At 70.0% G+C, this 25699-nt stretch carries 15 protein-coding genes and 2 tRNA genes; 8 read left to right on the top strand and 9 right to left on the bottom strand.

The genetic code is table 11. The features are described 5' to 3' along the window. Positions 1-315: 315 nt before the first annotated feature. Together AC1DYG_RS17685 and AC1DYG_RS17680 are read left to right on the top strand one after the other, a co-directional pair. On the top strand, positions 316-2427 hold the full coding sequence (locus AC1DYG_RS17685; protein ID WP_477641179.1) for a glycosyltransferase family 39 protein: 2112 nt from the start codon (positions 316-318) through the stop codon (positions 2425-2427). A gap of 11 nt (positions 2428-2438) precedes the next feature. After that, positions 2439-3749 carry a bifunctional glycosyltransferase family 2/GtrA family protein gene (locus tag AC1DYG_RS17680; protein WP_477641178.1) on the top strand — a complete coding sequence of 437 codons (1311 nt, stop codon included), beginning with the start codon at positions 2439-2441 and terminating at the stop codon, positions 3747-3749. Here AC1DYG_RS17680 and AC1DYG_RS17675 read toward each other — a convergent pair. Beyond that, positions 3644-4198 carry a hypothetical protein gene (locus AC1DYG_RS17675; RefSeq protein ID WP_477641177.1) on the bottom strand — a complete coding sequence of 185 codons (555 nt, stop codon included), beginning with the start codon at positions 4196-4198 and terminating at the stop codon, positions 3644-3646. The genes AC1DYG_RS17680 and AC1DYG_RS17675 overlap by 106 nt on opposite strands. 220 nt (positions 4199-4418) lie before the next feature. On the opposite strand from AC1DYG_RS17675, the gene AC1DYG_RS17670 reads away from it, so the two are divergent. Continuing rightward, a tRNA-Ser gene (locus AC1DYG_RS17670) sits at positions 4419-4511 on the top strand. A gap of 72 nt (positions 4512-4583) precedes the next feature. On the opposite strand, the gene AC1DYG_RS17665 is transcribed toward AC1DYG_RS17670, so the two are convergent. Next, a complete protein-coding gene (locus AC1DYG_RS17665) occupies positions 4584-6176 on the bottom strand; it encodes an LCP family protein (protein WP_477641176.1) in 1593 nt (530 codons plus the stop codon). A 193-nt stretch (positions 6177-6369) separates the two neighbouring features. Between AC1DYG_RS17665 and AC1DYG_RS17660 the strand changes: the two genes are divergently transcribed. Then, the gene (locus AC1DYG_RS17660; protein WP_477641175.1) at positions 6370-8238 is read left to right on the top strand and encodes a penicillin-binding transpeptidase domain-containing protein; all 1869 of its coding nucleotides are present in this window, start codon (positions 6370-6372) and stop codon (positions 8236-8238) included. 111 nt (positions 8239-8349) lie between these two features. Here the strand turns inward: AC1DYG_RS17660 and AC1DYG_RS17655 are convergent, their stop codons facing one another. The 3 genes from AC1DYG_RS17655 to folP form a co-directional block, all read right to left on the bottom strand. Next, the gene (locus AC1DYG_RS17655) at positions 8350-8553 is read right to left on the bottom strand and encodes a cold-shock protein (protein ID WP_056915917.1); all 204 of its coding nucleotides are present in this window, start codon (positions 8551-8553) and stop codon (positions 8350-8352) included. Positions 8554-8913: 360 nt separating this feature from the next. After that, positions 8914-15816 carry an OmpL47-type beta-barrel domain-containing protein gene (locus tag AC1DYG_RS17650; RefSeq protein ID WP_477641174.1) on the bottom strand — a complete coding sequence of 2301 codons (6903 nt, stop codon included), beginning with the start codon at positions 15814-15816 and terminating at the stop codon, positions 8914-8916. A gap of 354 nt (positions 15817-16170) precedes the next feature. Further along, on the bottom strand, positions 16171-17088 hold the full coding sequence (gene folP / locus AC1DYG_RS17645) for a dihydropteroate synthase (RefSeq protein ID WP_477641173.1): 918 nt from the start codon (positions 17086-17088) through the stop codon (positions 16171-16173). A gap of 120 nt (positions 17089-17208) precedes the next feature. Here folP and AC1DYG_RS17640 point away from each other — a divergent pair, with 120 nt between their 5' ends. Further along, the gene (locus AC1DYG_RS17640) at positions 17209-17964 is read left to right on the top strand and encodes a hypothetical protein (protein WP_477641172.1); all 756 of its coding nucleotides are present in this window, start codon (positions 17209-17211) and stop codon (positions 17962-17964) included. Here AC1DYG_RS17640 and AC1DYG_RS17635 read toward each other — a convergent pair. Genes AC1DYG_RS17635 through AC1DYG_RS17625 form a run of 3 tightly spaced genes read right to left on the bottom strand, consistent with a single transcriptional unit; the run spans position 17961 to position 22194 of the window. Beyond that, on the bottom strand, positions 17961-19328 hold the full coding sequence (locus AC1DYG_RS17635) for an NAD(P)/FAD-dependent oxidoreductase (protein WP_477641171.1): 1368 nt from the start codon (positions 19326-19328) through the stop codon (positions 17961-17963). The two genes, AC1DYG_RS17640 and AC1DYG_RS17635, sit on opposite strands and share 4 nt — an antisense overlap. Positions 19329-19333: 5 nt before the next feature. Then, on the bottom strand, positions 19334-20704 hold the full coding sequence (locus AC1DYG_RS17630) for an aminotransferase class III-fold pyridoxal phosphate-dependent enzyme (protein ID WP_477641170.1): 1371 nt from the start codon (positions 20702-20704) through the stop codon (positions 19334-19336). Then, positions 20704-22194 carry a CoA-acylating methylmalonate-semialdehyde dehydrogenase gene (locus tag AC1DYG_RS17625; RefSeq protein WP_477641169.1) on the bottom strand — a complete coding sequence of 497 codons (1491 nt, stop codon included), beginning with the start codon at positions 22192-22194 and terminating at the stop codon, positions 20704-20706. The genes AC1DYG_RS17630 and AC1DYG_RS17625 overlap by 1 nt, the downstream gene beginning before the upstream one ends. A 59-nt stretch (positions 22195-22253) precedes the next feature. On the opposite strand from AC1DYG_RS17625, the gene AC1DYG_RS17620 reads away from it, so the two are divergent. Continuing rightward, entirely contained in the window at positions 22254-23627 is a 1374-nt protein-coding gene (locus tag AC1DYG_RS17620; protein WP_477641168.1) for an aminotransferase-like domain-containing protein, read from the top strand. Positions 23628-24091: 464 nt separating this feature from the next. Here the strand turns inward: AC1DYG_RS17620 and AC1DYG_RS17615 are convergent. Next, positions 24092-24181 (bottom strand) — tRNA-Ser (locus AC1DYG_RS17615). Positions 24182-24321: 140 nt separating this feature from the next. Between AC1DYG_RS17615 and AC1DYG_RS17610 the strand changes: the two genes are divergently transcribed. After that, a complete protein-coding gene (locus AC1DYG_RS17610) occupies positions 24322-25281 on the top strand; it encodes a phosphotransferase enzyme family protein (RefSeq protein ID WP_477641167.1) in 960 nt (319 codons plus the stop codon). A gap of 31 nt (positions 25282-25312) precedes the next feature. Beyond that, entirely contained in the window at positions 25313-25645 is a 333-nt protein-coding gene (locus AC1DYG_RS17605) for a YtxH domain-containing protein (protein ID WP_477641166.1), read from the top strand. Positions 25646-25699 lie beyond the last annotated feature (54 nt).

The raw sequence follows: 25699 nt of genomic DNA, 5'->3' as shown, positions 1-25699 counted from the left end.
TTGCGCGCTCCTTGTCACCGGGGGCCTGATTCGGGCACCGGGTGACGATCTGTCGGCAACAAGTCCGGAGCGCCTCCGACTTGTTGCGCGCTCCTTGTCACCGGGGGCCTGATTCGGGCACCGGGTGACGATCTGCGGGCAACGACTCCGGAGCGCCTCCGACTTGTTGCGCGCTCCTTGTCACCGGGGGCCTGATTCGGGCACCGGGTGACGATCTGCGGGCAACAAGACCGGAGTGTCTGGGGGGTTAAGGCTCATCACCCGGCCTCAGGAGTGCCACAGGAACCGCACAGCGGCCCACTCGACTGTAGGGACATGGACACCATGACCCTCCACCCCGACACGGTCGATGCGACCGGCGCGGCCGGCACGACCCGCGTGCCGCGCACCACGACCCCAGTGCAGGCGGACCCCGCCGCGCCGACGACGCCCAGCCGGATCCAGCGCCTGTGGCGTGGCCCGGAGGGCGACCCGACGTGGGCGCGGCCCGCGCTCCTCGGCCTGCTCCTCGCAACGGCCCTCTTCTACTTCTCCAACCTCACCTCGAGCGGCTACGCGAACTCGTTCTACTCCGCCGCGGTCCAGGCCGGCAGCGACAGCTGGAAGGCGTTCTTCTTCGGCTCCTCCGACGCCGGCAACTCGATCACCGTCGACAAGCCCCCGGCATCGCTGTGGGCGATGGCCCTGTCCGTGCGGCTGTTCGGGTTGAGCTCGTTCAGCATCCTGATGCCCGAGGTGCTGATGGGCGTCGCCACCGTCGGTGTGGTCTACACGACCGTCCGGCGCCACTTCGGCGCCGCGGCCGGGATGGTCGGCGGGGCCGTGATGGCGCTGACCCCCGTGGCCGTCCTGATGTTCCGGTTCAACAACCCCGACGCCCTCCTCGTGCTGCTCATGGCCCTGGGCGCCTGGGCCACGATGAAGTCGATCGAACAGGGCTCGGCCAAGTGGTTCGCCATCGTGGGCGTCTTCATCGGCCTCGGCTTCCTCACCAAGGCGCTCCAGGTCCTCCTCGTCGTGCCCGCGTTCGGCCTCGCCTACGTGCTCTTCGCCAACACGACCTTGCGCAGGAGGATCACCGGCGCGCTCGTCGGCGCTGCCGCCATGGTCCTGTCGGCCGGCTGGTGGGTCGCGATCGTCGAACTGGTGCCGGCCAGCATGCGCCCCTACATCGGCGGCTCGCAGGACAACTCGTTCCTCTCGGTCACCTTCGGCTACAACGGACTCGGCCGGATCAGCGGCAACGAGACCGGCTCCGTCGGTGGCGGGAACGGTTGGGGCACCACGGGACTCGGGCGCATGTTCAGCTCGAGCATCGGTGGCCAGATCTCTTGGCTGATCCCCTCCGCCCTCATCCTGCTCGCCGTAGGACTGTTCCTGCGCGGCCGCGCGCCACGCACCGACGTCCGTCGCGCGGCATACGTCGTCTGGGGTGGCTGGCTGCTCGTCACCATGGTGACGTTCTCACTGATGGCCGGCATCTTCCACGAGTACTACACCGTCGCCCTCGCCCCGGCCATCGCGGCCCTGGTCGGCATGGGTGCCGCAGAGGCCTGGGAGCACCGCGCCAAGGCCATCGGCTCGATCACGCTCTCGGCCGCCACGGCCGCCGCCGCCACCTGGTCGTTCGTCCTCCTGTCGCGGACCGACTGGCAGAACTGGCTGCGCCTCGGCGTCCTCGTCCTCGGCCTGGCGAGCGCCCTCCTGCTCCTCGCGATCAGCCAGCTGCACCGCCGCTTCGTGCCCGTCGTCATCGCCGGTGCCCTCGTGGCGGCGCTCGCCGGCCCCGCGGCCTACAGCGTCCAGACCGTGAGCACGGCCCACACCGGCTCGATCGTGACCGCGGGTCCGGCCACCGCGGGCGGTGGTCCCGGCGGTGGCGGTATGCCGGGCGGTGGGCGCGGCACGATGGGCGCACCTCCCCAGCTGGGCACCACTGGCGCCACCGGCGCCACCGGCGCCCCGGGCGGCACCCGCACCGGCGGTGGGATCGGTGGCCTGCTCAACACCTCCACCCCCGACACCGAGGTGGTCTCGGCCCTGTCGGCCGACGCGACCGGCTACCGATGGGTGGCCGCCGCCGTCGGGTCGCAGAACGCAGCGGGGCTGCAGCTCGGGACCGGGCTGCCCGTCATGGCCATCGGTGGCTTCAACGGCAGCGACCCCAGCCCGACGCTGGCGCAGTTCCAGCAGTACGTCGCCGGCGGTGACATCCACTACTTCGTCGGCAGCGCCAGCGGAAACGGCGGCGGGGCGGGTGGACCCGGCGGTGGGATGGGCGGCTCGGGAACGGGCGCGCAGATCTCGGAGTGGGTGGCGGCGAACTTCACCCAGGTCACGATCAGCGGATCGACGTTCTACGACCTGACCCAGCCGCTGTCGTCCGCCACCGGCACCACGGGCTCGGCCACGACCCAGACCACCTGAGGAGCGCCGCGATGACCACCCCCGTGCTCGACATCGTGATCCCCGTCCACAACGAGCAGCACACGGTCGCAGCCAGCGTTCGACGGCTGCACCACCACCTGGTCCAGACGTTCCCCTATCCGTTCCGGATCACGGTGGCCGACAACGCCAGCACCGACGCGACGGCAGCCGTCGCGTCGGGGCTGGTGGACGAGCTGCCGGGCGTGGCCCTCGTGGAACTGCCCCAGAAGGGCCGGGGCCGGGCGCTGAAGCAGGTGTGGTCGGCCTCGGACGCGCCGATCCTCGCCTACATGGACGTCGACCTCTCCACCGATCTCGACGCCCTGTGGCCCCTCGTGGCTCCGCTCATGTCCGGGCACTCGGACGTCGCCATCGGTTCGCGCCTCGCGCGCGGCGCGCGGGTCGTCCGCGGGGCCAGGCGCGAGGTCATCTCGCGCTGCTACAACCTGGTCCTGCGGGGCGCGTTGGGCGCCCGGTTCACCGACGCGCAGTGCGGATTCAAGGCGATCCGGGCGGATGTCGCCGCCGAGCTGCTGCCCATGGTGGAGGACCACACCTGGTTCTTCGACACCGAGCTGCTCGTCCTGGCCCAGCGTTGCGGTCTGCGGATCCACGAGGTGCCGGTCGACTGGTTCGACGACCCCGACTCCCGGGTCGACGTGGTCGCGACGGCGCTGGACGACCTGCGCGGAGTCGTCAGGCTCCGGCGCGCGCTGGCCACAGGTGGCCTCCCCGTCGCCGAGGTGGCCGCTCGCATCGGGCGGCGCTCTCCGGGACTGGCGGGCACGTGGCACCAGCTGACGCGGTTCGCCGCGGTCGGTGTCGCGTCCACGGTCCTGCACCTCGGTCTCTTCGCGGCGCTCGTGCCGGCCGTGGGATCGACCCAGGCCGCCAACCTGGTGGCCCTGCTCGTCGCCACCGTCGCCAACACGGCGCTCAACCGCCGCTGGACCTTCGGGGTGCAGGGCGCCGGCGCGGTCCGGCACCACCTGCAGGGCCTGTCGATCTTCGCGCTCACCTGGCTGCTGACCGCCGGTGCCCTGGCGATGCTGCACGCCGTCGTCGCCGCCCCCAGCACCACGGTGGCCACGGTCGTCGTCGCGAGCGCCACGGCAGCCTCGACTGCGTTGCGTTTCGTGGCCATGCGCAGCTGGATGTTCCCGAACCGGTCCTCGTCCGATGGACCGCAGCACAGCCGGTCCAGCTCCGGAGGCCCTCAGTACTCCGTCACGATGAACGAGCCCGCGTCATCCTCGAACACGACGACACCCGTCCAGTCCCAGCCGTCCACCGAACCGTGGCAGACCGTGACCAGCCCCTGACCCACCTGGGATCGCGCGGGGCACTCCAGCTCGTCGACAGACCCTCCGTCGTCCTCGATGACCTGACCCAGCGCCTCCTCGAGAGGCAGGTCTGTCACCCCCTTGTCGATCGGTGTCACCGTGCCGGAGAGCACCCAGCTCCCCGACCCGCCAGGCCCGAGGAACAGGAACGCGGCCATGGCCAGGACGCTCAGGAGCGCCAGGCCGCTGAGCACCATGGCGGTGATGGCCAGGCCGTTGCTCTGTCTCGGGGCGGGGGTGAACGGCTGGGGCGCCCACATCGGCCCGGACGCGGCATACCCGTCCTGCGGTGCGGCATAGGCGTGCTGCGGCGCGGGCTGGGCGGCCGGACCCGCGACGGGCTGGGCGGCCGGACCCGGGACGGGCGGCACATACGTGCCCTGCGAGGGGGGCGGCTGCGGGCCGGGCGGGGCGAACGGGTTGGACATCGACACTCCTTCAGAACGGTCGGGCCACAGGATCGCGCACGCGCTGGCCTCCCGCACCGCAAACGGGCCATGGGCACCCGAACCGTGACCCACGGCATACCGAGACGGCACCGGTGACCCAGTGAACCGGGGTATGCCGCGCGCACGGGCGAGCCACTTTGCTCCGGTCCGAGGGGTGCGGATACTCTGTGCGGGCTCGGTTGCTCAGTCAGTCGGGCGAGGAGGCGTCGCCTAGCCCGGTTTATGGCGCCGCACTGCTAATGCGGTTTGGGTTTAACACCCATCGAGGGTTCAAATCCCTCCGCCTCCGCCACACGAAGAAGGACTCGACCAGCTTTCGGTCGGGTCCTTCTTCGTGTTGTAAGCGGGCCCGTCGGCGCGGCGGTCAGGTGCAGATGTCCTGGGCCGCGGTGCGGGCCTTCACGGTCTCGGTGGAGCTGGGCGCGCTGGTTGCGGTGACCGTCGGCTTCGGCAGGGGCTTGGTGCCGAGACGGTTCGGGATCTCCACCGCCTTCGGCGAGGCGGTGCCCATGCTCAGCTCGATGGTCGAGCCGAGCAGGGCATCCTCGCGGAGCTCAGCGCCCGGGTAGACCGCCGCGACGGTGCGGGCAGCCTCCTTCATGTTCGGGCCGTACCGGACCACCACACCTTCGGTCGGCGTTCCGGTGCCGGTGACGTACGACGCGATCGTGAAGCCCTGCACCTCGAGTTCGCCGGCCGCCTGCTTGGCCAGGCCGGCCACCCCCGAGTTGTTGGTGACCCGCACCTTGATGTCGCCGGGGCTCACGGTCAGAGCTGGCGCGGTGGTCGGCGACGCGGTCGCCGTGGTGGTGGACGACGGCACCTTCGTGCCGGGCAGGGGTTCGTCCTTGCGGATCGCCTTCCAGATGGTCTCGGCTCCCGAGGCCCACTGGACGCGGTTGGGGTCGGGCGCGTAGGCCTCGGTCGGGAGCTTCACGAACCGAATCTGGTCCGTGCCGATCCTGGAGACGCTCCCGGCAATGTCCTTCATCTCCCCGACGTCGAGGGCCTTGTCGGTGGTCATCGCCGAGGTCGTGGCGTTGAGGAAGCGGAACAGCTTGTCCGGGCGCAGCAGGAGCGAGGACTTGGTGGCCTCCTGGATCACCGAGGAGAGGAAGGCCTGCTGGCGGTCGATCCGGCCCAGGTCGGATCCGTCGCCGATGTTGTGGCGCAACCGCACGTAGGCGAGGGCGTTCTTGCCATTGACCTTGGTCCGGCCGGCGGGGAGGTCGAGGTGGCTCTGGCGATCCTTGACGGCTTCGGGCAGGCAGACGGTCACACCGCCCAGGGCGTTGACCATGTCCTGGAACCCGCGGAAGTCGATCACCACGAAGTGGTCGATGAAGACCCCGGTCAGGCCCTCGAACGTGCGGATGGTGCAGGCCGGTCCACCCAGGGTGAAGTTCTGGTTCCACTGCCGGATGACGCCGTTCTGCACCTTGTCTGACTTGTTCTTGCAGTCCCGCGGCGCCATCGTCATGGAGTCCCGGGGGATCGACACGACGATCGCCGACTTCCGGTCCGCGGACAGGTGCACGATCAGGTTGGTGTCGGAGCGGCTGCCTTCCATGCCGTACTCCGTCTGCCCACTGCCGAGGTTGGTGCCCTCCCGGCTGTCCGAGCCCATCACGAAGATGTTGAGCGGAGCCAGGTTGGTCTGGGCGTCCGTCGTGGCCTCCTGCTTCGGACGATCGCCCAGCGCGCTACTGATGTCGAGCCGCGTGATGTTGCCGTTGAGCTTCACGTAGGCCGCGACGCCGAGGACCAGGGCCACGACCAGCACCCCGGCCACCCCGAAGGCGGCTCGTCGCATCCACGGATGGCGATGGGTCTTGCCCACGTGGCGGTCGGACCGACGGGCCGATCTGGTGTTCTGCTGCGTGCCGTCCCCCGAGGCACCCGTGCTCTGGCCGGATGCGTCATCGTCCCGCGCAGAGCCGTTGGTGGGCTCGCTCACGTGTACCTCTCTGATTCCGAAAAGCCACGCCGTGCTGGTGGCTCGGGCGACGGATCGCCTCCGTGAGTGTAAGGGCGCATCCTGAGTGTTCTGCCCGATGCGCCTCCCACCTCCCGACGCCGCAGGCGGCCCCAAGGTTGGCTCCGGACGACAAATGGGATGAACCCTGCCACGAGTGGGGTTGGATGGTCCCATGACGAAACGCGCAGTCGTGGGGGGAGTCGTCGCGGCCGTTCTCATTGCCGGAGCAGCCGGCGGGGGGTTGTGGTGGCGGCACGCTCAGCAGGAGAAGGAGCTCGACGCCGCCGCCCGGGATGAGGTGGCCGCTTTTGCCACGTCGTGGGCGAGACGCTCGTTCAGCACGCCCGGGATCCTCTTCACCGGCTCCAACAGTGACGTTGTCCAGGCCGAGTTCGTCAAGGCGACGGCCGGGCTGGGCTCGGGCCCGGTGAAGGTCACGGCCGAGGGGGTTCGACGTACGGGCGAGCGGGCCACGGCCACTGCGCACGTCACCTGGACCCTCGCCGGGGGCGTCGTCTGGTCGTATGACGTGCCGGTCACCGTCGAGCGGGCGGAGACCGGCGGGAGCCGGTGGGCCGTCACGCTCCCGAAGGACCACTCGCCGTGGCACCCCGACCTCAAGACCGGCGCCACCCTGACGGCCACCCGCACGTGGGGCGACCGAGGCACGCTGCTCGACCGCGACGGCGGCGCCCTCACGCCGATCGGCAAGGTCTACCCGGTGCAGATCGACCCGGCCCGGGTCACCGCTGCCACCGTCAGCCGGCTGGAGAAGGTCGTCGACGAGCCTGCCGGTTCCCTCGTGGCCAAGCTCGCCGCAGCCACCAAGTCCGGGAGCAAGGCACCGATCCCCGTCATCACCTACCGGCAGGCCGACTTCGACGAACGCAAGGCGGCGCTCGATGCGCTCAAGGGCGTGATCTACCCGGCCCGCGAACAGCCCCTGGCCAAGTCGCGCACGTTCGCGCAGCCGCTGCTCGGGTCGTTCGGCGCCGTCAGCGCCGAGCTCGTCGCCAAGAGCAAGGGCCGGTATGCCGCGGGCGACTACGCCGGGGTGAGTGGCCTCCAGGGGCAGTACGACGCAGTGCTCGGTGGCACGGCAGGGGTCCAGGTCACCTCGAGTGCGGCGCCGGACACGCCCTTGTTCTCCGAGGACGCGGTCGCCGGCAAGGACGTGTCGACGACCCTGTCGCCGCAGGTCCAGGACGCCGCGGAGAGCGCCCTCAAGGCCACCGGTGCGGTGCCGTCCGCCCTCGTGGCGGTCGACGTCAGGACCGGTGACGTGCTGGCTTCGGCGAACTCACCCGCGCTGGGCTTCGACCGTGCGATGACCGGCCACTACCCACCGGGGTCGGCGTTCAAGATCGCGACGACGTATGCGCTGCTCACGTCGGGCACGGTGACCCCGACGACGTCGGTGTCCTGTCCCAAGACCTTCGTGGTCGACGGCCGGTCCTACAAGAACTACGAGGGAGAGTCGCTCGGCACCCCGGACTTCACCACCGACTTCGCGCACTCCTGCAACACGGCCTTCGTCCAGCTCTCGACCCGCCTCGGCGACGACGACCTGTCCAAGGCGGCAGCCGCGCTGGGTCTGACCGGGTGGGCCAAGGACCTCGGCGTGACGAACGCCTTCGACGCGAGCGTCCCGGTCAACAACGGCAAGACCGACAAGGCGGCCGCCGCCATCGGGCAGGGCCGCAACGTCACCTCACCGCTGGCCCTGGCGGTACTCGCGGCCAACGTCGCGCGCGGCTCTGCCATTGCTCCCGCCCTGGTCACCGAGCCTGCGGTGGCAGGAGCCGACCGCACTCCGAAGCCGTTGGACACCAAGGTCATCGGCCAGCTGCGGACCCTCATGGGCGAGGTGGTCAGCCAAGGCACCGCCACGGTGCTCAGGGGCACACCGGGCGGCCCGGTCCGGGGCAAGACCGGCACGGCGGAGTTCGGCACGAAGAACCCGCCGGAGACGCATGCGTGGTTCGTCGGCTACCAGGGCGACCTCGCGTTCGGAGTTAGCGCCGCGTGGCTCCGGCGCTAACTCGCCTTTTGCATGAGTCTGCGACGGGACGGCATACCGGGAAACGCGACGAGGCCCCCACCGCGTGCGGTGAGGGCCTCGTCGGAAGACTTTTGGTCGAGCAGTCCTCGGTCAGATCGGGCGAACGGCGTCAGCCTGGGGACCCTTGGGTCCCTGGGTGACCTCGAACTCCACGCGCTGCGCCTCGTCCAGCGAGCGGTAGCCCGAGGAGTCGATCGCCGAATAGTGGACGAACACGTCCGGGCCGCCGCCGTCCTGGGCGATGAAGCCGAAGCCCTTTTCAGCGTTGAACCACTTAACGGTTCCCTGTGCCATGGGGTAACTCTTTCTTTCGTAGCCATTGGGAATCCGCACTTTGCGAAGCCCCAGGCTGCCGTACACACCCCCACCGACGAGCCATGCCCGCCCTCGGATGACCTGCCTTCGTCGGAAAACCAGCTTCGTCAGAAAACAAATGCCCGCTCTGATGGTGCTAGGGCGGGCACTTCATCGAACTTGCGAGGAACTGCTTGTTGCAACCGTGAGAAACGCTAGCACGCAGGATGCGAAACGTGGAGGTCGAGATTGTCAAAATTCCGGTATGCCGTGCGGGCACCGGCCCCCGCGGGTTCAACCCCGCGAGGGCCGGCTTCGGGGCGGCCCCTCTGCAGCCGCCCCGAGCCCCCACAAGCACCCTCAGCGCAGGGCGATGTTGACGTAGTACGTCTGCCCGTCGTCGAGGGTCACCCCGACCCTCCAGTACGAGCCCGCCTGGGACTTCTCCGTCTTCCAGTTGTACTGGTACTGCGAGGGGCTCCACGAGTAGGTGCCGCCCACGCTCGGGGTGTCGGTGTAGGCCGACTCGTTGACGGCCGCCGTGGTCGCCGACCCCTTGACCGGGGTCAGCCACTTGGGCGCGGAGCCGGCCTGGACGACCTGCCCGCTGGAGTTCCTGAGCTGGAACTTCATCGGGATGGTCTGCCCGGCATTGAAGACGCTGGTCGCCACCCCGGTCTGGTGCGCGGTGTCGTTGACCGGCTGGAGGAACAGCGTGGTGCCGAACCCGTAGACCACCTGGTAGCTGACGGTGGCCGTGCCCACGTTGCCGGCCTTGTCCGTGGCTGTGGCGCTGTACGTGAACGTGCCCACGCCGTTCACGGTGCCGCCGCTGCGCACCCCGCCGGCCGAGCCGTCGACCTTGCTCGTGGCGTCGGTCGCCGAAGCCGTGGGCGTGGGAACCGCACCCAGGGTGTAGGTCGCACCATCAGTGACTCCGCCGATCGTCACCACCGGCGCGACCGTGTCGATGTTGATGCCGCTCAACGTCGCCGACGCCGTGTTGCCCGCGTTGTCCACGGCAGTGCCCGTGACGCTGTTCGCGCCCTGGGCCGCCACCGTGGCGTCCGACTGGCAGCTGGCGATCCCGCTCACCCCGTCGGCGCACGTGAAGTGCACGGTGACGGGGGTCCGGTACCAGCCGTAGCCGTTCGGGCTCGTCGTGGCTGCACCGCTGATGCTCGGGGCGCCCTTGTCGATGAGGACCGTGACGGTCTGGCTGGCTTCGGCGTTTCCGGCCTCGTCGACGCTCCAGTAGGCCACCTGGTGGGTGCCCTCGGTGGAGACGGTGATCTCCTTGCCGACGTGCGAGGGGCCGCCGTCCAGCGAGTAGAACGTGCTGGTGACGCCTGACAGGTTGTCCGTGGCGGTGAGCGTCACCGTCACGTCCGAGTTCCGCCAGCCGCTCGGAGCGGTCGCCGTCGTGGAGGGGTCGTGGCGGTCGATCTTGATGCCGCCCACCGTGACAGCCTTGGTGTTGCCGGCGAGGTCATTGACGGAGGCGCCAGCCGAGAGTGCGCCGCCCTCGCCGGTGATGGTCGAGTCGGCAGGAACGTCGCCGTCCAGTCCGGAGAGCGCGTCACCGGCAGTCCACTTCACCGTGACATCGCCCTTGTACCAACCGTTGGCGTTGGGAGCCGTCGTCGCCGCCCCGCTCAGCGTGGGGTCGGTCTTGTCGACGTTGACGCCCGTGATGGCGAACGCGCCGCTGACGTTGTCCGCACCGTCGGTGGCGGCGCCCCCTGCACCCTGGTCCTTGCCTTCACCGAAGGTCTTGGCCGCGGGGCAGGACAGAACACCCGAGAGACCCATCTGGTCGGAGCAGGTGAACGTCGCAGTGACGTCAGCCTTGTACCAGCCGTGGGGGTTGGCGTCTGCGGAGAGGCCGCCGGTGACGGTGGGCTTGGTCTTGTCGATGCTGACCGCGGCAGCGTCGCTGGCCGTGTTTCCGGCGTTGTCCGTCGCCTTGCCCATGACCGCCTGGTTGAGGCCCTCGGTGGTGAGCCCCTGCGGGGTCGTGCAGGAGGCGATGCCGGAGCCGCTGTCGGTGCACGTGAACGTCACGGTGACGTCGGTGTTGTTCCAGCTGCGCACGTTGGGCGCGGGCGCCTGGGTGTGGGCGATCCCCGGAGCGGTCTTGTCGATCTTCACCTCGAGGTTCTTCTGCGCCTCGACGTTGCCGGCGAGGTCCACGCTCCACACCTGAAGCGTGTGCACGCCTTCGGTGTTGATCGTGACGCTGGTGCCGTGGGCCGCCGGGTCGGTGTCGAGCTGGTAGTACGTCCCTGCCACACCGGAGAGGGTGTCGTCCGCCTCCAGGATGACGGTGACGGCAGCGTTGCTCCAGTCCGAGATATGCGACACCGTGGTGACCGGCGCGGTCTGGTCGATCTTCACCGGGGCCGTCTCGGCCGAGGTCTGGTTGCCCGCCAGGTCGCGCACTGCTGCGCTGGCCGTGAGTCCCCTCCCCTCGCCACTGATCGTGCCGTCCGCGGGGGCCGAGCCGTCGAGCCCGGAGAGGGCGTCGCCGGCGGTCCACTCCACCGTCACGTCACCCCGGTACCAGCCGGCCGCATTCGGGCCAGTGGTCGGCGTACCGCTCAGCGTGGGAGCCGTCTTGTCGACGTTGATCGGTGCCACGGTGACGTCGTCGCTGTTTCCGGCGGTGTCGGTGGCCGAGCCCTTGGCGGACTGCGCCTCGCCCTCGCCCAGGCTGACCGGCGAGCTGCAGGCGGCGATCCCCGAGAGCGCGTCGTCGCAGGTGAAGCTGACGGTGACGTCTCCGGCATACCAGTGGTTGGTGTTGGGGTCGCGGTCAGGCGCACCCGTGATCGTCGGCTTCACCGTGTCGATGCTGACCTTGGCGTTGTCCGTCTGGGTGTTGCCGGCGTTGTCGACCGCAGTGCCGGGCACCGCCCGGTCCGCGCCGTCGAGGCTGACCGGGGCGTCCGGGGAGCAGCTGGCCACGCCGGACAGGGCATCGGCGCACTGGTAGGCGACGGTGACAGGGGTCTTGTTCCACCCGCTGGCGTTCGGGGCCGGGGTGACCGTGTGACCGATGGTGGGCTTGGTGAGGTCGATCTTCACCGTGGCGCTCTGCTGCGCCTGGGTGTTGCCGGCCTGGTCCACGCTCCAGTAGTGCAGCGTGTGCACCCCCTCGGTCGCGATGGTGAGGGTGGTGCCTTGGTGCTGTGTGCCACCGTCGACGGTGTAGTAGGTGGCGTCGACGCCGGACAGGCCGTCAGTCGGGTCGAGGCTGACGGTCACGGCGGTGTTGTTCCACCCGCCCGGTGCGTTGGCTCCGGTGGTCGGTGCCGTCCGGTCGATCTTGACCGCCTTGCTGTCGGCCGTGGTGCTGTTGCCGGCCTTGTCCAGGACCGTCGCGGTCTCCCTCAGGCCTTCACCCTCGCCGGTGATCGGGCTGTTGCCAGGTGTGGCGACCACACCTGAGCGGTCGTCGTCGGCAGTCCAGCCGATGACGACGTCGCCGTTGTACCAGCCATTGGCGTTGGGGGCCGTGGTCGCCTTGCCCGTCAGGGTGGGTGCGGTCTCGTCGACATTGATCCCGCCGACCGTGGTGCTGTCCGAGTTGCCGGCCAGGTCCACCGCTGTTCCGGTCAGCGACTGGGCGGTGCCCTCACCGAAGGTCTTGTCGGCGGTGACATCGTCGATGCCGGATCCACCGACGTTGTCGATCGCGTCGAAGTGCACCGTCACGTCGCTGTTGTTCCATCCGTGGCCGTTGGCCGCTGGAGCGCGGCTGCCCGTGATGGTCGGCGCCGTCTTGTCCAGGTTCACCGTCGCGTGGTCCGTGCCGATGTTCCCGGCGTTGTCCGTGGCCGTGCCGTTGACGACTCGACCGGTGACCTCCTCGGTGACGTCCACCGGAGGCGTGCAGGACTCGAGCCCTGACAGCCCCGGCTGGTCAGCGCAGGTGAAGGTCACGGTGACGTCGGAGTTGTTCCAGCTGTTGGCGTTGGGCAGCGGCGAGAGCGTGTGCGTGATGGTCGGCGCGCTCTTGTCGATCTTCACGACGAAGTTCTTCATCGCCCCGACGTTGCCGGCGCGGTCGACGGAGTAGTAGGTGACGTCGTGCGTCCCCTCCGCGCTCAGCGGCACCGTGGTCCCGGTCTGCTCGGCGCCACCGTCGACGCTGAAGTGCGTCACGTCGACACCCGACAGCACGTCGTGCGACTCGAGGACGATGTCCACGGATCCGTTGACCCATCCGGCGGGAACCGTGGCGTCGGTGGTCGGCGGCGTCCTGTCGAGGTTGACCGGTGCGCTGGTCGCAGAGGTCTCGTTGCCTGCCTGGTCGGAGACACTGGCGGCAGCGGTCCGGCCGATCCCTTCCGACGAGATGACCGAGGGTGCGGGGATCGGACCCTCGAGTCCGGACAGCACGTCGTCGGCCGCCCAGGTCTGGGTGACGGGGGCGTTGTACCAGCCGTAGTCGTTGGGCGCGGTCGTGGGTGCCGCACTCAGGTTGGGCGCCGTCTTGTCCACGTTGATGCCGTTGACCGTCGTGGACGCGGAGTTGCCCGCGTTGTCGAGGGCGGTGCCGTCTGCGTGCTGGTCGGCACCTTCGGCGAGGTGCTTCGGTCCGGTGACCGTGTCGATCCCGGAGAGCGCGTCGCTGCCGGAGAAGGAGACGGTGACGTCGTCGTCGTACCAGCCCGCGGCGTTCGCAGCGCGGTCAGGCGCACCGGTGATCGTCGGGGCGGCCTTGTCGATGTTGACAGTGGCGGAGCCGGTGACGCTGTTGCCGGCGTTGTCCGTCGCGGTGCCGGTGACCTGCTGAGCGAGGCCGTCCGACGTCACCGTCTTCGGCGCGGTGCAGTTCTTGAGACCGGACAGCTGGGTCTGGTCCTCGCAGGCGAAGCTCACGACCACGTCGGTGTTGTTCCACCCGTTGCCGTTCTGGGCCGGGGACTGGCTGGCGAGGATGCTCGGCGAGGACAGGTCGATCCTGACCGTGAAGCTCTTGGCGTCCTCGGCGTTGCCGGCGTTGTCGACCGACCAGTACCGCACGGTGTGCACGCCTTCGGCCCCGACGGTCACCGTGTTGCCATGGGTGCCTGTCACGGCGCCGTCGATGGCGTAGTAGGTGCTGTCGATGTCCGAGAGGTTGTCACTCGCGCTCAGGCCGACCGTGACGGGGGCGTTGACCCAGCTGCCGGGTACGCCGGTGGCCGACGTCGAGGGCTTGCTGCGGTCGATCTTGATGCCATCCACCGTCGCCGTCGCCGTGTGACCGGCCTTGTCGGTGACGCTGGCACTGGCCGAGCGGTCGGAACCCTCCCCGGTGACGACCGAGTCGGCCGGGCACGCCACGACTCCTGACAGGTTGTCGTCGCAGGTCCAGTGGACCGTGACGTCGCCGCTGAACCAGCCGTTCCCGTTGGGGGTGCTGACGACGGCGCCGGTGATGGAGGGAGCGGTCTTGTCCACGTTGATGGTCGGGGTGGTGACCGAGGCACTGTTGCCCGCCGCGTCCGTGGCCGTGGCCGTGTCGGACTGGTTGGCACCCTCACCGAAGGTGTGCGCCGTGTCCTGGGTCTTGACGCCCGAGAGCGCGTCTCCAGCGGTGTAGGTCGCGGTGACGTCGTCGCCGTACCAGCCGTTCGCATTCGGAGCGGGCAGCGGGTCGACCGTGATGACCGGCTTGGTCTTGTCGATGCTCACCGTCGCCGGGTCGCTGGCGGTGTTGCCCGCGTTGTCGAGGACCGTGCCGGTCACCGCCTGGCTCAGGCCCTCGGTGCTCACCGTCTGCGGGCCCGTGCAGGTCGCCACGCCCGACAACGCGTCCGAGCAGCTGAAGGTCACGGTGACGCTGGTGTTGTTCCAGCCGTCCGCGTTGGCGGCAGGCGACTGGGTGTGGCCGATGGTGGGCGACGTCTTGTCGATGCCGAACGACACCGTGTGCGGCGCCTCGACGTTGCCGGCCAGGTCCGTGCTCCAGAACGTCAGGGTGTGGTTGCCCTCAGCGGTGACCGGAACGCTGGTGCCGACCGTCTGGGTGCCACCATCGAGCTGGTAGAAGGTCTTGTCGACCCCCGACAGGCCGTCGTGGGGCACCAGCGTGAGGGTGACGTCGTTCTTGTTCCACGCCGGTGGGGCGGTGACGGTGGTGTTGGGAGCCGTGCGGTCGATCTTGACCGCGGGCGTGCTCTGCACCGAGCCGCTCGTGTTCCCGGCCCTGTCGGTGACGCTGGCCGTGGCGGTCAGCCCCGTGCCCTCCCCGCCGATCGTGCTGTTGGCGGGGTTCGTGGTGCCGGACAACGCGTCGGCGGCGGTCCAGGCGACGGTGACGTCGGACTTGTACCAGCCCGCGGCGTTGGCGCTGGTGGTCGGCGCTCCAGACAACGTCGGTGCGACCTTGTCGATGTTCACACCGCCGACCGTCGCGCTCGACGAGTTGTCGGCGTTGTCGACGGCGGTGCCGGTGACCGACTGGTTCGCGGCACTGGTCGCCAGCGTCGTCGGGCCGCTCGTGGACTTGATTCCGGCGGTCGCATCGCTGCTCGTGAACGAGACCGTGACATCGGTGTTGTTCCAACCGTTCGCGTTGGCGGCGGGCGTGCGCGAGCCGACGATCGTCGGGGCCGTCTTGTCGAGCCGGACGGTGACCGGCGCACTGGTGGCGCTGTTGCCGACGTTGTCGGTCACGGTCGTCGTCCGGGTGACGGTGCCGTCCGTGGAGACCGTCGCGGTCGAGGGTGACACGGAGGCGACGCCGGACCCTCCGGCATCGGCGCCGGTCCACGCGAGGCTGACGTCGGTCTTGTTCCACCCGGCAGCATTGGGGAGGGGGGTCAGCGTGGCCGTGGCCGTCGGGGCGGTGTTGTCGAGGGTGTAGCTGGCGGCCTGGATCCCGAAGGTCTCCCCGCCGTTCGCGGTGCACTTGCCGTTGCCGTTGACGCCCTTCCACGCCTTGGTGGTGAAGGTGACGAGCCCGGAGCCGGTGCCCGCTGTCAGCCACGAGTAGGCAGCTCCGGCGAACACCCACTGGGTCTTCGGGTTCTTGTCGGAGGACTGGGTCGCGATGGTTGTGCCCGACGCATTGATGACGTCGACACACTCCGTGTTCGCGTCGGTGGTGACCGTGAGCGTCAGGGCTGCGCCCTGCTTCGCGTACACGGTGCCACCGCCGGACGTGTACGTGCCGGCCCCTCCGGTGAACACCGCGCTCGTCACCGAGGCCGCCCACGCGACGGGCGAGACGCCCGCCAGCACCAGCGCCGACACCCCCAGGACCGCCACTACACGACCGCGGCGGCCCGTCGCACGGAATCGCACAGAGAATTGACCAACCATGACGCACACCCCTGACAGCGCAGAACAAACCCCTTGGCGAAGAACTCGCAGGTCACGGACCGTATGGCCGCTACCAACCGGTACGCGGACAATTGGGCAAAAGATCCTAAAGTCCTAGGAACTTGCTGACCGATCGGCTGATGCACAAAACGGGCACATGGCATCAGTGATGGAGCTCGACTGCGTTCAGGGGTCCTGAACACGGCCCTTCGCTGGCATCAGGATGTCCGCTTTGCGAAGCGTCGCGTTGCCTGCGACGTCGTCGAGGACCCTCTCGATGAGGACGGGAGGTCGTGGTTGCTACAGCCCGCGGACGACGCGAACCGGCGGGCGGTCACCGCGGATGGTGGCCACCATGTCGACCACGCGCCGGGTGGCGCGAACGTCGTGGGCGCGGAACACCGTGGCGCCGAGCCAGGCCGCGATGGCCGTCGAGGCGAGGGTCCCCTCGAGCCGGTCGTCCGCCTCGAGCCCGAGGGACTCGCCCACGAAGTCCTTGCGTGACAGCGCCTGCAGGATCGGGAATCCCAGGGCTGCCACGTCGGCCGTGTGTCGCAGCACCTCCAACGAGTGGATCGTGGTCTTGCCGAAGTCCAGCGTCGGGTCGACGAGGATCCGGTCCTCGGGTATGCCGGCCTGCTCGGCCGCGCGGGCACCCTCGGCCAGGGTGCGCAGCACGTCGCGGACGACGTCGAGCGGGTCCGGCCCGTAGGTCACCTTGACCGGGTCCGTGCGCGGCGGGAGGCCACCGGTGTGGGAACAGACCACTCCCGCCCCGATGCGGGCGGCGACGTGGACGAGCTCGGGGTCGTGGCCGGCCCAGGTGTCGTTGACGAGGTCCAGGCCGTGACGCCCCGCCTCCGTCGCCACCTCCGAGCGCCAGGTGTCGAGACTGAGGGCGAGGTCCGGATAGGACGCGCGGGCATGCGCGAGGAACGGGACGACGCGGTCGATCTCCTCCTCGGGGCCGACGACCTCCCCCTCCTGTCCCGCACGGACCCCGCCGATGTCGACGATGTCGGCGCCTGCGGTCACCGCGGCGTCCAGGGCCCGCTTGGCCGACTCGAGGTCGGCGTGCCGGTTGCCGGCGAAGAAGGAGTCGTTGGTGCGGTTGATGATTCCCATCACCGCGGGCGTGGATGCGTCGAAGGTCCGACCACGCAGCCGCAGTGGTGGGGTGCGTGGCAGATCGAGGGCGCGCGGCTCTGGGAGGCTCACCGCGCCATCCTGTCATTCCCGGGAACCATCGGGAGGGCGGGCCGGGAACCATCCGTGCGGGCCATGAGACCTGGGTCAAAGTACTCAGGCGCCGGCGGCCACGGCGGGTCAGGATGAACCATGACCACCCTGAGCACGGCACCGGTCCGCCGGTGGATCGTCCGCATCACGATCGGCTCCTTCTCCGTCGCGGCCCTGATGGGCATCGCGGCCCTCCTGGCAGGGGGCGACTTCGGTGAGACGGAGGGCCAGGTCCTGATGACCACCCTGCTCGTCGGGGTCGTCAGCATCGCCGTGCTCTGCTACCTCGCAACGGCCGGACGCGGGTCCCAGCCAGCCGGCATCGCGGGCGGCGTCGCCGTCCTGGTCCCACTCGTCACCGGACTCGTCCTGATCTGGATCGACTTCGACAGCGGCCTCGACGAGACAGTGGTCAGGACCTTCGGCGTCGGGGCCATCGTGGCGGCGACCCTGGCCCAGGCGAGCCTGCTGCTCACCCTGGGGGACAAGAGGAACCTCCGCGCCCGCCGCCTCCTGCTGGGCACGATCGTGCTGGCGGCAGTCCTGGCCGTGATGACCAGCATCCTCGTGCTCGGCTACAACCCCTCAGGCGACGGCTACTACCGGGTGCTCGGGGTGATCGCCATCCTCGACGTGCTCGGCACGGTGGTCGGTGCCGCCCTGATGAAGTTCGGGTCCAGTGGGTCCGGCGAGCGGGTCGGGGACGCCGCCGCCATCACCCTGCCGACTGACGTGGCCGAGGCCCTGGCCGAGCACGCAGCCAGGACCGGCCGGTCCCGCGACGAGGTGGCGGCAGACGTGCTGCGGGAGTACCTCGAGCAGGCAGGTCGGACCGCGAGTGCGCGGCAGCCCTAGGAGTCGAAGCCGAGCCCGGCGCGGTCCAAGCCCCTCAGCCACAGGTTGCGACGTCCGTCCCGCTGATCGGCGCGCGCCAGCGACCATCTCGTGAGCTGGATCCCGGTGTAGGCCAACGGTTCCGGCGGAAACGGCATGGGCTTCTCACGCACCATCTTCAGTGAGGTGCGTTCGGCGTCGCGGCCGTCGAGCAGGTCGAGCATGACCTGCGCGCCGAAGCGGGTGGCGCCGACGCCCAGCCCGGTGAACCCGACCGCATAGGCGACGCGACCGCGGTGGGCGGTGCCGTAGAACGCGCAGAACCGCGTGCACGTGTCGATCGCTCCGCCCCACTGGTGGCTGAACCGCAGGCCCTCGAGCTGGGGGAAGGTGTCGAAGAAGTGGCTGGCCAGCCGTTCGAAGGTCGCGGGTCGCTGGTCCAGGCTGGGCGTGAGCCGCCGGCCGTAGTGGTAGATCGCGTCGTACCCACCCCAGAGGATCCGGTTGTCCGCGGACAACCGGTAGTAGTGGAACTGGTTGGCCAGGTCGCCCACCCCAGCCCGACTGGCCCAGCCCAGGGAGTCGAGCTGGTCATCGGTCAGTGGCTCGGTCATCAGCGCGTAGTCGTAGACGGGCACGGTGTGCAGTCGCGTTCGACGGACCAGCGACGGAAATGCGTTGGTGCCCAAGGCAACTCGGCCAGCACGGATGACGGCAGCGTCGGCCGTGGTGACATCGACTCCCGAGCCTGACGTCGACAGCCCCGCGACCCGCACGCCCTCGGCGATGCGCACGCCCAGCGACTCGGCCGCCCGGGCCAGCCCCCAGGCCAGCCTCGCGGGGTCCACCATCGCCGTCTCGTCGGGCTCGTAGACCCCGGCCAGGTAGGTGGGCGAGGCCAGGTGCACCCGCACCGCGTCGCGGTCGAGGAACTCCCCCGGCTCCTCCGCCAGCCACTCCACCTGGTGCGCCTCGGTCGCCACCGTCAGCGAACCGGATCGCCGGAAGTCGCACTCGATCCCGTACTTCCGCACGGTCGCCTCGATCTCGTCGAGGTTCTCGCGCCCGAGGCGACGCAAGGCGGCATACTCCTGCGGCCAGCGCGCCATCCCGTTGGGTTCGCCGTGGGTCAGGCTCGCTGCGCAGAACCCGCCATTGCGCCCCGAAGCCGCCCACCCGACCGAACCCGCCTCGAGGACGAGGACGTCACGCGAGGGATCGGCCTCCTTGGCGAGCAGCGCGGTCCAGAGCCCGGAGTAGCCCGCGCCGACCACCACGAGGTCTGCCGAGCGCACGCCGTCCAGACCCGGGCGGCCGGCGGGCCGGTCGGGCTGGTCCAGCCAGAAGACGGCGGGCGCGGCGTCGGCGAGCGCAGGATGGCCCACCGACGTCAGGCGTCGGCGCCGGTGTAGAAGCCGTCGGCGACGGTGAGCGCCTCGTCGAGGATCGCCAGCCCCTCGCGCACCTCGTCGGCCGAGGTGGTGCAGGGCGGCACGACGTGGGTGCGGTTGAAGTGGATGAACGGCCAGAGCCCGCCCTGCTTGCAGGCCGCGGCGAAGTCGTTCATCGGCTTGGCATCCGCGCCGCCGGCGTTGAACGGCACCAACGGCTCGCGGGTCTGCCGGTCGCGCACCAGCTCGAGCGCCCAGAAGACTCCCAGCCCGCGCACCTCCCCGATGCTCGGGTGCCGCTCGGCCAGCTCTCGCAGGCCTGGCCCGATGACGTCCTCACCGAGGTCGCGGGCGTGCTCGACGATGCCCTCCTCCTTGAAGATGTTGATCGAGGCGACGGCCGACGCGCACGCGAGCGGGTGACCCGAGTAGGTCAGTCCGCCCGGGAAGGGCCGCTGGTCGAAGGTGGCCGCGATGCGCTCGGAGATGACGACGCCACCCAGGGGGACGTAACCGCTGTTGACACCCTTGGCGAAGGTGATGAGGTCGGGTGCCACGCCCCAGTGGTCGACGGCGAACCACTCGCCACACCGCGCGAACCCGGCCATCACCTCGTCGGCGATCATCACGATGCCGAACTCGTCGCAGAGGTCGCGGACGCCCTGGAGGTAGCCCGGCGGCGGGACGAGGATGCCGTTGGTGCCCACCACGCTCTCGAGGATGATCGCGGCAATCGTCGCAGGCCCCTCGACCATGATGAGGTCGCGCAGGTGCTGCAGCGCGCGGACCCCCTCCTCCTGCTCGTTCTCCGCGTGGAAGGCCGAGCGGTAGGGGTAGGGCCCCCAGTAGCGCACGATGCCCGGCATACCCGGCTCCGAGGGCCAGCGGCGTGGATCACCAGTCAGGGCAATGGCTCCCGCGGTCGCACCGTGGTAGCTGCGGTAGGCCGCCATCACCTTGTGGCGGCCCGTGTGCAGGCGCGCCATCCGCAGGGCGTTCTCGGTGGCCTCGGCGCCGCCGTTGGTGAAGAACACCTTGGTGAGGTCGCCCGGGGCCAGCTCGGTGATGAGCCGGGCCGCCTCGGAGCGAGCGTCGTTGGCGAAGGCCGGGCTGATCGTCGTGAGCCGCGCAGCCTGCTCCTGGATCGCGGCGACCAGCTTGGGGTGCTGGTAGCCGATGTTGACGTTGACCAGCTGGCTGGAGAAGTCGAGGTAGCGCTTGCCGGCGTAGTCGGTGAAGTAGGAGCCCTGGGCCGACGCGATCGGCAGCGGGTCGATGAGGGCCTGCGCCGACCAGGAGTGGAAGACGTGGGCGCGGTCGTCGCGCCGCACCTGGTCCTCGGTGGCGGCGGTCACGCCGTCCGGCGCCATCAGCGGGTCCTGGGGAAGCCGAGGTCGACCGACGACGTGGCCGGGTCGGGCCAGCGCTGGGTGACCACCTTGCCGCGGGTGTAGAAGTTCACGCCCTCGGGGCCGTACATGTGGGTGTCACCGAAGAGCGAGTCCTTCCAGCCGCCGAAGGAGTAGTAGGCGACGGGGACCGGGATCGGGACGTTGATGCCGACCATGCCGACCTCGACGTCGTACTGGAACTGGCGGGCCACGCCACCGTCGCGGGTGAAGATCGCGGTGCCGTTGGCGTACTGGTTGGAGTTGATGAGCGCGATGCCGTCCTCGTAGGTGTCGACGCGGACGACCGACAGGACCGGGCCGAAGATCTCGTCGGTGTAGACCGTCATCTCGGGGGTCACGTGGTCGAGCAGTGTGGTGCCGAGGAAGAACCCCTCCGTGGGGAGCTCACCGGTCCGGCCGTCGACGACGACGGCTGCGCCCGCGGCCTCGCCAGCGTCGACGTAGCCAGCGACCTTGTCCCGGTGCTCGGCAGTGATGAGCGGACCCATGTCGGTGTCGGGGTCGGCGCCGTTGCCCACCGTGAGCTTGGGCAGCCGGGCGGCGATGGCGTCGACGAGCGGCTGGGCGACCTCACCGACGGCGACCGCGACGGACAGGGCCATGCAGCGCTCGCCGGCCGCGCCGTAGGCGGCGGAGACCACGGCGTCGGCAGCCATGTCGATGTCGGCGTCGGGGAGGACGAGGGCGTGGTTCTTGGCGCCACCGAGGGCCTGGACCCGCTTGCCGTTGGCGGTGCCGCGCTCGTAGATGTACTTCGCGATCGGCGTCGAGCCCACGAAGCTCACCGCGGCGATGTCCGGGTGGTCGAGGATCGCGTCGACGGCGACCTTGTCACCGTGCACCACGGTGAAGACGCCGTCGGGCAGACCGGCCTCCTTCCACAGCTGCGCGAGGAAGAGCGCAGCGGACGGGTCCTTCTCGCTGGGCTTGAGGATGAAGGCGTTGCCACAGGCGACGGCGTTGGCGCACATCCACAGGGGCACCATCACCGGGAAGTTGAACGGCGTGATGCCCGCGACCACCCCGAGCGGCTGGCGGATGTTGTAGACGTCCACGCCAGTCGAGACCTGCTCGCTGAAGCCGCCCTTGAGCAGGTTCGGAACGCCGGTGGCGAACTCGACGTTCTCCAGGCCGCGGGCGATCTCGCCGCCGGCGTCCGAGAGGACCTTGCCGTGCTCGGCGGTGATGATCGCGGCCAGCTCGGGAGCGCGCGTGTGCAGCAGCTCCCGGAACGCGAACAACACAGCCGCCCGCCGGGACAGCGACGAGTGCCGCCACTCGCGGGCGGCCTCGGCGGCGCTCGCCACCGCTGCGTCCAGCTCCTCGACCGAAGCGAGGTCGACCTCGCCGGTCACCTGACCCGTGGCGGGGTTGTGCACGGGGGCAGAGCGTCCAGAGGTGCCCTCGCGGGTGCGGCCGTCGATCCAGTGGGAGATGCGCGTCGTCATGCCCACACCATACGATCCACCCACTAGTAACACAATACGAGTATTGCTATGGTACAAACATGACTGCCACTCTCTCCGCCCTGGAGCAGCGCCTCGACCAGCCCACCGCGAAGGGGCTGGCCCACGCGGTCTCCGCGGCGATCCGCGACGGCATCCTCGTCGCGGGAGACCGGCTGCCCCCCATCCGCACCGTCGCGGCGCAGCTCGCCCTGTCCCCCACGACGGTCAGCGCCGCCTGGGGGCTGCTCGCCCGCTCGGGCGCGGTCAGCACCGACGGCCGGCGCGGCACCACGGTCCGCGACCAGCGTGGGCCGACGGGCGGCCGGTACCGACAGGCCCTGCGCCACGAGTCCGACTTCGCCCTCGACCTGTCCACCGGCGTGCCGGACCCCCACCTGCTCCCCTCGCTCGGGCCCGTCCTGGCGCAGCTGACCTCTGCACCGACCACCGGCAGCTATCTCGACGACCCGGTCCTGCCCGCCCTCGCCGACGCGCTCCGGGCCGACTGGCCGGATGCCGCGTCCGACCTTGCCGTCGTCGACGGCGCCATGGACGCGATGGATCTCATCGTGCGCACCTCGCTGCGCTTCGGCGACCGCGTGGTGGTCGAGGACCCCGGCTTCCCACCGCTGGTCGACCTCCTCGAGTCCGTGGGCGTGCAGCTCGTGGGGGTGCCGGTGGACGACGAGGGGCTCGACCTCGCCGCGCTGGAGTCAGCCCTGACCGAGCCGGTCGCCGCGATCTTCCTGCAGCCCCGAGCCCAGAATCCCGTCGGCGTCACCATGACTTCGAGCCGCGCGCAGGCCATCGCCAACCTCCTCGAGGGCTCCGAAACCCTTGTGGTGGAGGACGATTCGGCTGCCGGCCTGTCCTCAGCCCCGCTGGCGAGCATCGGTCGGTGGCGACCCGACCACACGGCATACATCAGGTCGTTCTCGAAGTCGCACGGACCGGACCTGCGCCTCGCCGCGATCAGCGCGCCCCCGGACCTGCACCGGGCGATCACGGCCCGCCGCGAGCTCGGTCAGGGATGGTCCAGCCGGTTGCTCCAACAGGTGCTCCTGGGCCTGCTCACCAGTGACGCTGCCCGGGCCGAGGTCGCCAAGGCCACCGTCACGTATGCCGCGCGGCGGGCCCACGTGGTCGACGCGCTGGCCGGGCGGGGCATCACGGTGCCGGGGACCGAGGGCATCAACATCTGGGTGCCGGTGCACGACGAGACGGCCGCAGTCGTGCGGTTGGCCAGCCAGGGGATCGGTGTCGCGCCGGGTGCGCCGTTCCGGCTCGGCCCTCCGGACGGCACCGCGGAGGGAGGCGGACACCTGCGGGTGACCGTGGGCGCCGCGGGGGACGATCCCGACAGCCTTGACGGCTTGGCTCAGGCGCTCGCCGAGGCGGCTCTCGCAGGTGGGCGACCGGCTCGGGCCCGCTGACGCGATCTGGTCGGCACGAGAACGGCACGAAGGCCGGGCTGCAGGGTTGCCCGGCCTCCGGCCCGCCGCCCGAAGGCGGACGCCTCATACCCCCGACCACACACGCTAACGGCCGGTCCTACTCCTCAGGATCGTTCAATTCGCGTATGAGTGCACCCGAATTGATGAAGTCGCGATGGTAATTTTCCAGCTTTTCAAGGCATTTCACACCGGGCACTGCGGGGCGACCTCGACGTTCTCGGCGTGTCGCCCTCGGGCGATTTCCGGCGAGACCGGCAACCAGCCACCACGATGGTTGCCTTTCGAACGTAGCGACCCACCGGGGCAGCGGAGATCACCCCAAGCGCGCACCACCCCTACGCCAAATCCACCGGCCGACCTGACCTCTTGTGGCTAGTCAGCGCGAGGTCCAAGTCGATGGAAACGCACGCAGTGCGCGGAGGGCGTGGGACTCCGCGGACTCTTGGCGGAGGGCGTGGGATTCGAACCCACGATGGGTGTAACCCCATAGCGGTTTTCAAGACCGCCGCACTAGGCCACTATGCGAGCCCTCCTCGGCCACGCGGCATACCCGCAAGGCCAGGGGACACGGTATCGCCCGCCGCCTCGCAGCACCGCACGACCACCGCGTGATCCGGGAGGCAGACCCCATCCAGCAGTCGCCTCCTCGTCGATCGCGTGCTCGAATGGCCGGGTGGATGCGGGCGACCTGGCGCGACGCTTCGCCCTGGGGGGCGCTGCGAGGCTGTCCGACGGCCCTGTCGCGCGCGGCAAGCAAGGCGTCGTGTGGCGGCTCGAGACGGCCGACGGCCGCTGGGCCGTGAAGCTGCCGTTCCGCCCGTCCACCGAGGACGAGGTGCGGCTGGCGACGGCGTTCCAGGAGGCGGCCCATGCCGCCGGCGTCCCGACACCGCAGGTGCGCCGAACGACGGACGGAGAGGTGTTCGCCCCGGTGGAGGGCCGACAGGCACGGGTGTACGAGTGGGTCGACCTGTGTCCACCCGACACCCAGCTCGATCCCGCGCGGGTCGGGGCGGTCGTGGCCGCCATTCACCTCGTCTCAGTCGCTGACCAAGGACCGGTCGACCCTTGGTACCGCGAGCCAGTAGGGGCAGACCGTTGGGACCGACTGGTCGAACAGCTCCGGGATGCGGGAGCGCCGTTTGCTCGCCGGCTGGCCGACCTGCGGGATGAGCTCGTCGCCCTGGAATCCTGGATCGAACCACCGCAGACGATCGTGACCTGCCACCGCGACCTGTGGGCCGACAACGTCCTGCCGACTGACGACGGCGGAGTGTGTGTCATCGACTGGGAGAACAGTGGACCGGCCGATCCGAGCCAGGAGCTCGGGTGCGTGCTCTTCGAGTTCGGCCGGTCCGACCCCGGTCGGGCGCGGGCGCTGGTCACCGCCTACAGCGAGGCCGGCGGGCCTGCGTCCGTCAGCCGACGCGGCCACTTCTCCATGCTGATCGCGCAGCTCGGCCACATCACGCAGCTGGCCGCCACCGACTGGCTGCAGCCCAACCCTCGGTCGCCGGACCGCGCGGACTCAGCCGCGTGGATCGGGGAGGTGCTGGACGAGCCGCACGCGCGCGACCTGCTCGAATCCTTGTTGGCTTCCACCGGGCAGGCCGCTGACCAGCGTCTTTGTTAGGGTCGAGGGAACCGACCAAAGGATGCGAACCATGGCAAAGCTCACCTTCCTCGCCGGTCTCGCTGCGGGCTACGTGCTCGGGGCCAAGGCCGGTCAGAAGCGCTACCAGCAGATCAAGACCCAGACCGACCGCGTGTGGGGCAGTGCCCCGGTGCAGTCCCGCGTCTACACGGTCAAGCAGGTCGTCAAGGACCAGGCACCCGTGGTGGCGGCCAAGATCGGTGACGTCGCGAAGACCGCCGGCGCCAGCGCCAAGGAACGCTTCACGGGCGAGGAGCTCCCGGAGACCCTGCACCGCGGCACCGACGGGCGGCTGCACGCCGACACCACCGGCTTCGGCCCGGGGCCGGGCAAGCTGCCCTGACCTACGGGCGAAAGCCCACCACGCGGGCTCGCGCCTCAGGCACACACAGGAAGC

Source organism: Pedococcus sp. P1_H8 (assembly GCF_056405175.1).
The sequence above is the reverse complement of the archived record's forward strand: the minus strand, read 5'-3'. Positions and strand labels throughout refer to the sequence as shown.

Coding starts and splice junctions, on each gene's coding strand:
- AC1DYG_RS17605 (WP_477641166.1), top strand. CDS start 25,313: ATGGCAAAGCTCACCTTCCTCGCCGGTCTCGCTGCGGGCTACGTGCTC.
- AC1DYG_RS17680 (WP_477641178.1), top strand. CDS start 2,439: ATGACCACCCCCGTGCTCGACATCGTGATCCCCGTCCACAACGAGCAG.
- AC1DYG_RS17630 (WP_477641170.1), bottom strand. CDS start 20,704: ATGGCGCCGGACGGCGTGACCGCCGCCACCGAGGACCAGGTGCGGCGC.
- AC1DYG_RS17620 (WP_477641168.1), top strand. CDS start 22,254: ATGACTGCCACTCTCTCCGCCCTGGAGCAGCGCCTCGACCAGCCCACC.
- AC1DYG_RS17640 (WP_477641172.1), top strand. CDS start 17,209: ATGACCACCCTGAGCACGGCACCGGTCCGCCGGTGGATCGTCCGCATC.
- AC1DYG_RS17685 (WP_477641179.1), top strand. CDS start 316: ATGGACACCATGACCCTCCACCCCGACACGGTCGATGCGACCGGCGCG.
- AC1DYG_RS17655 (WP_056915917.1), bottom strand. CDS start 8,553: ATGGCACAGGGAACCGTTAAGTGGTTCAACGCTGAAAAGGGCTTCGGC.
- AC1DYG_RS17675 (WP_477641177.1), bottom strand. CDS start 4,198: ATGTCCAACCCGTTCGCCCCGCCCGGCCCGCAGCCGCCCCCCTCGCAG.
- AC1DYG_RS17625 (WP_477641169.1), bottom strand. CDS start 22,194: ATGACGACGCGCATCTCCCACTGGATCGACGGCCGCACCCGCGAGGGC.
- AC1DYG_RS17660 (WP_477641175.1), top strand. CDS start 6,370: ATGACGAAACGCGCAGTCGTGGGGGGAGTCGTCGCGGCCGTTCTCATT.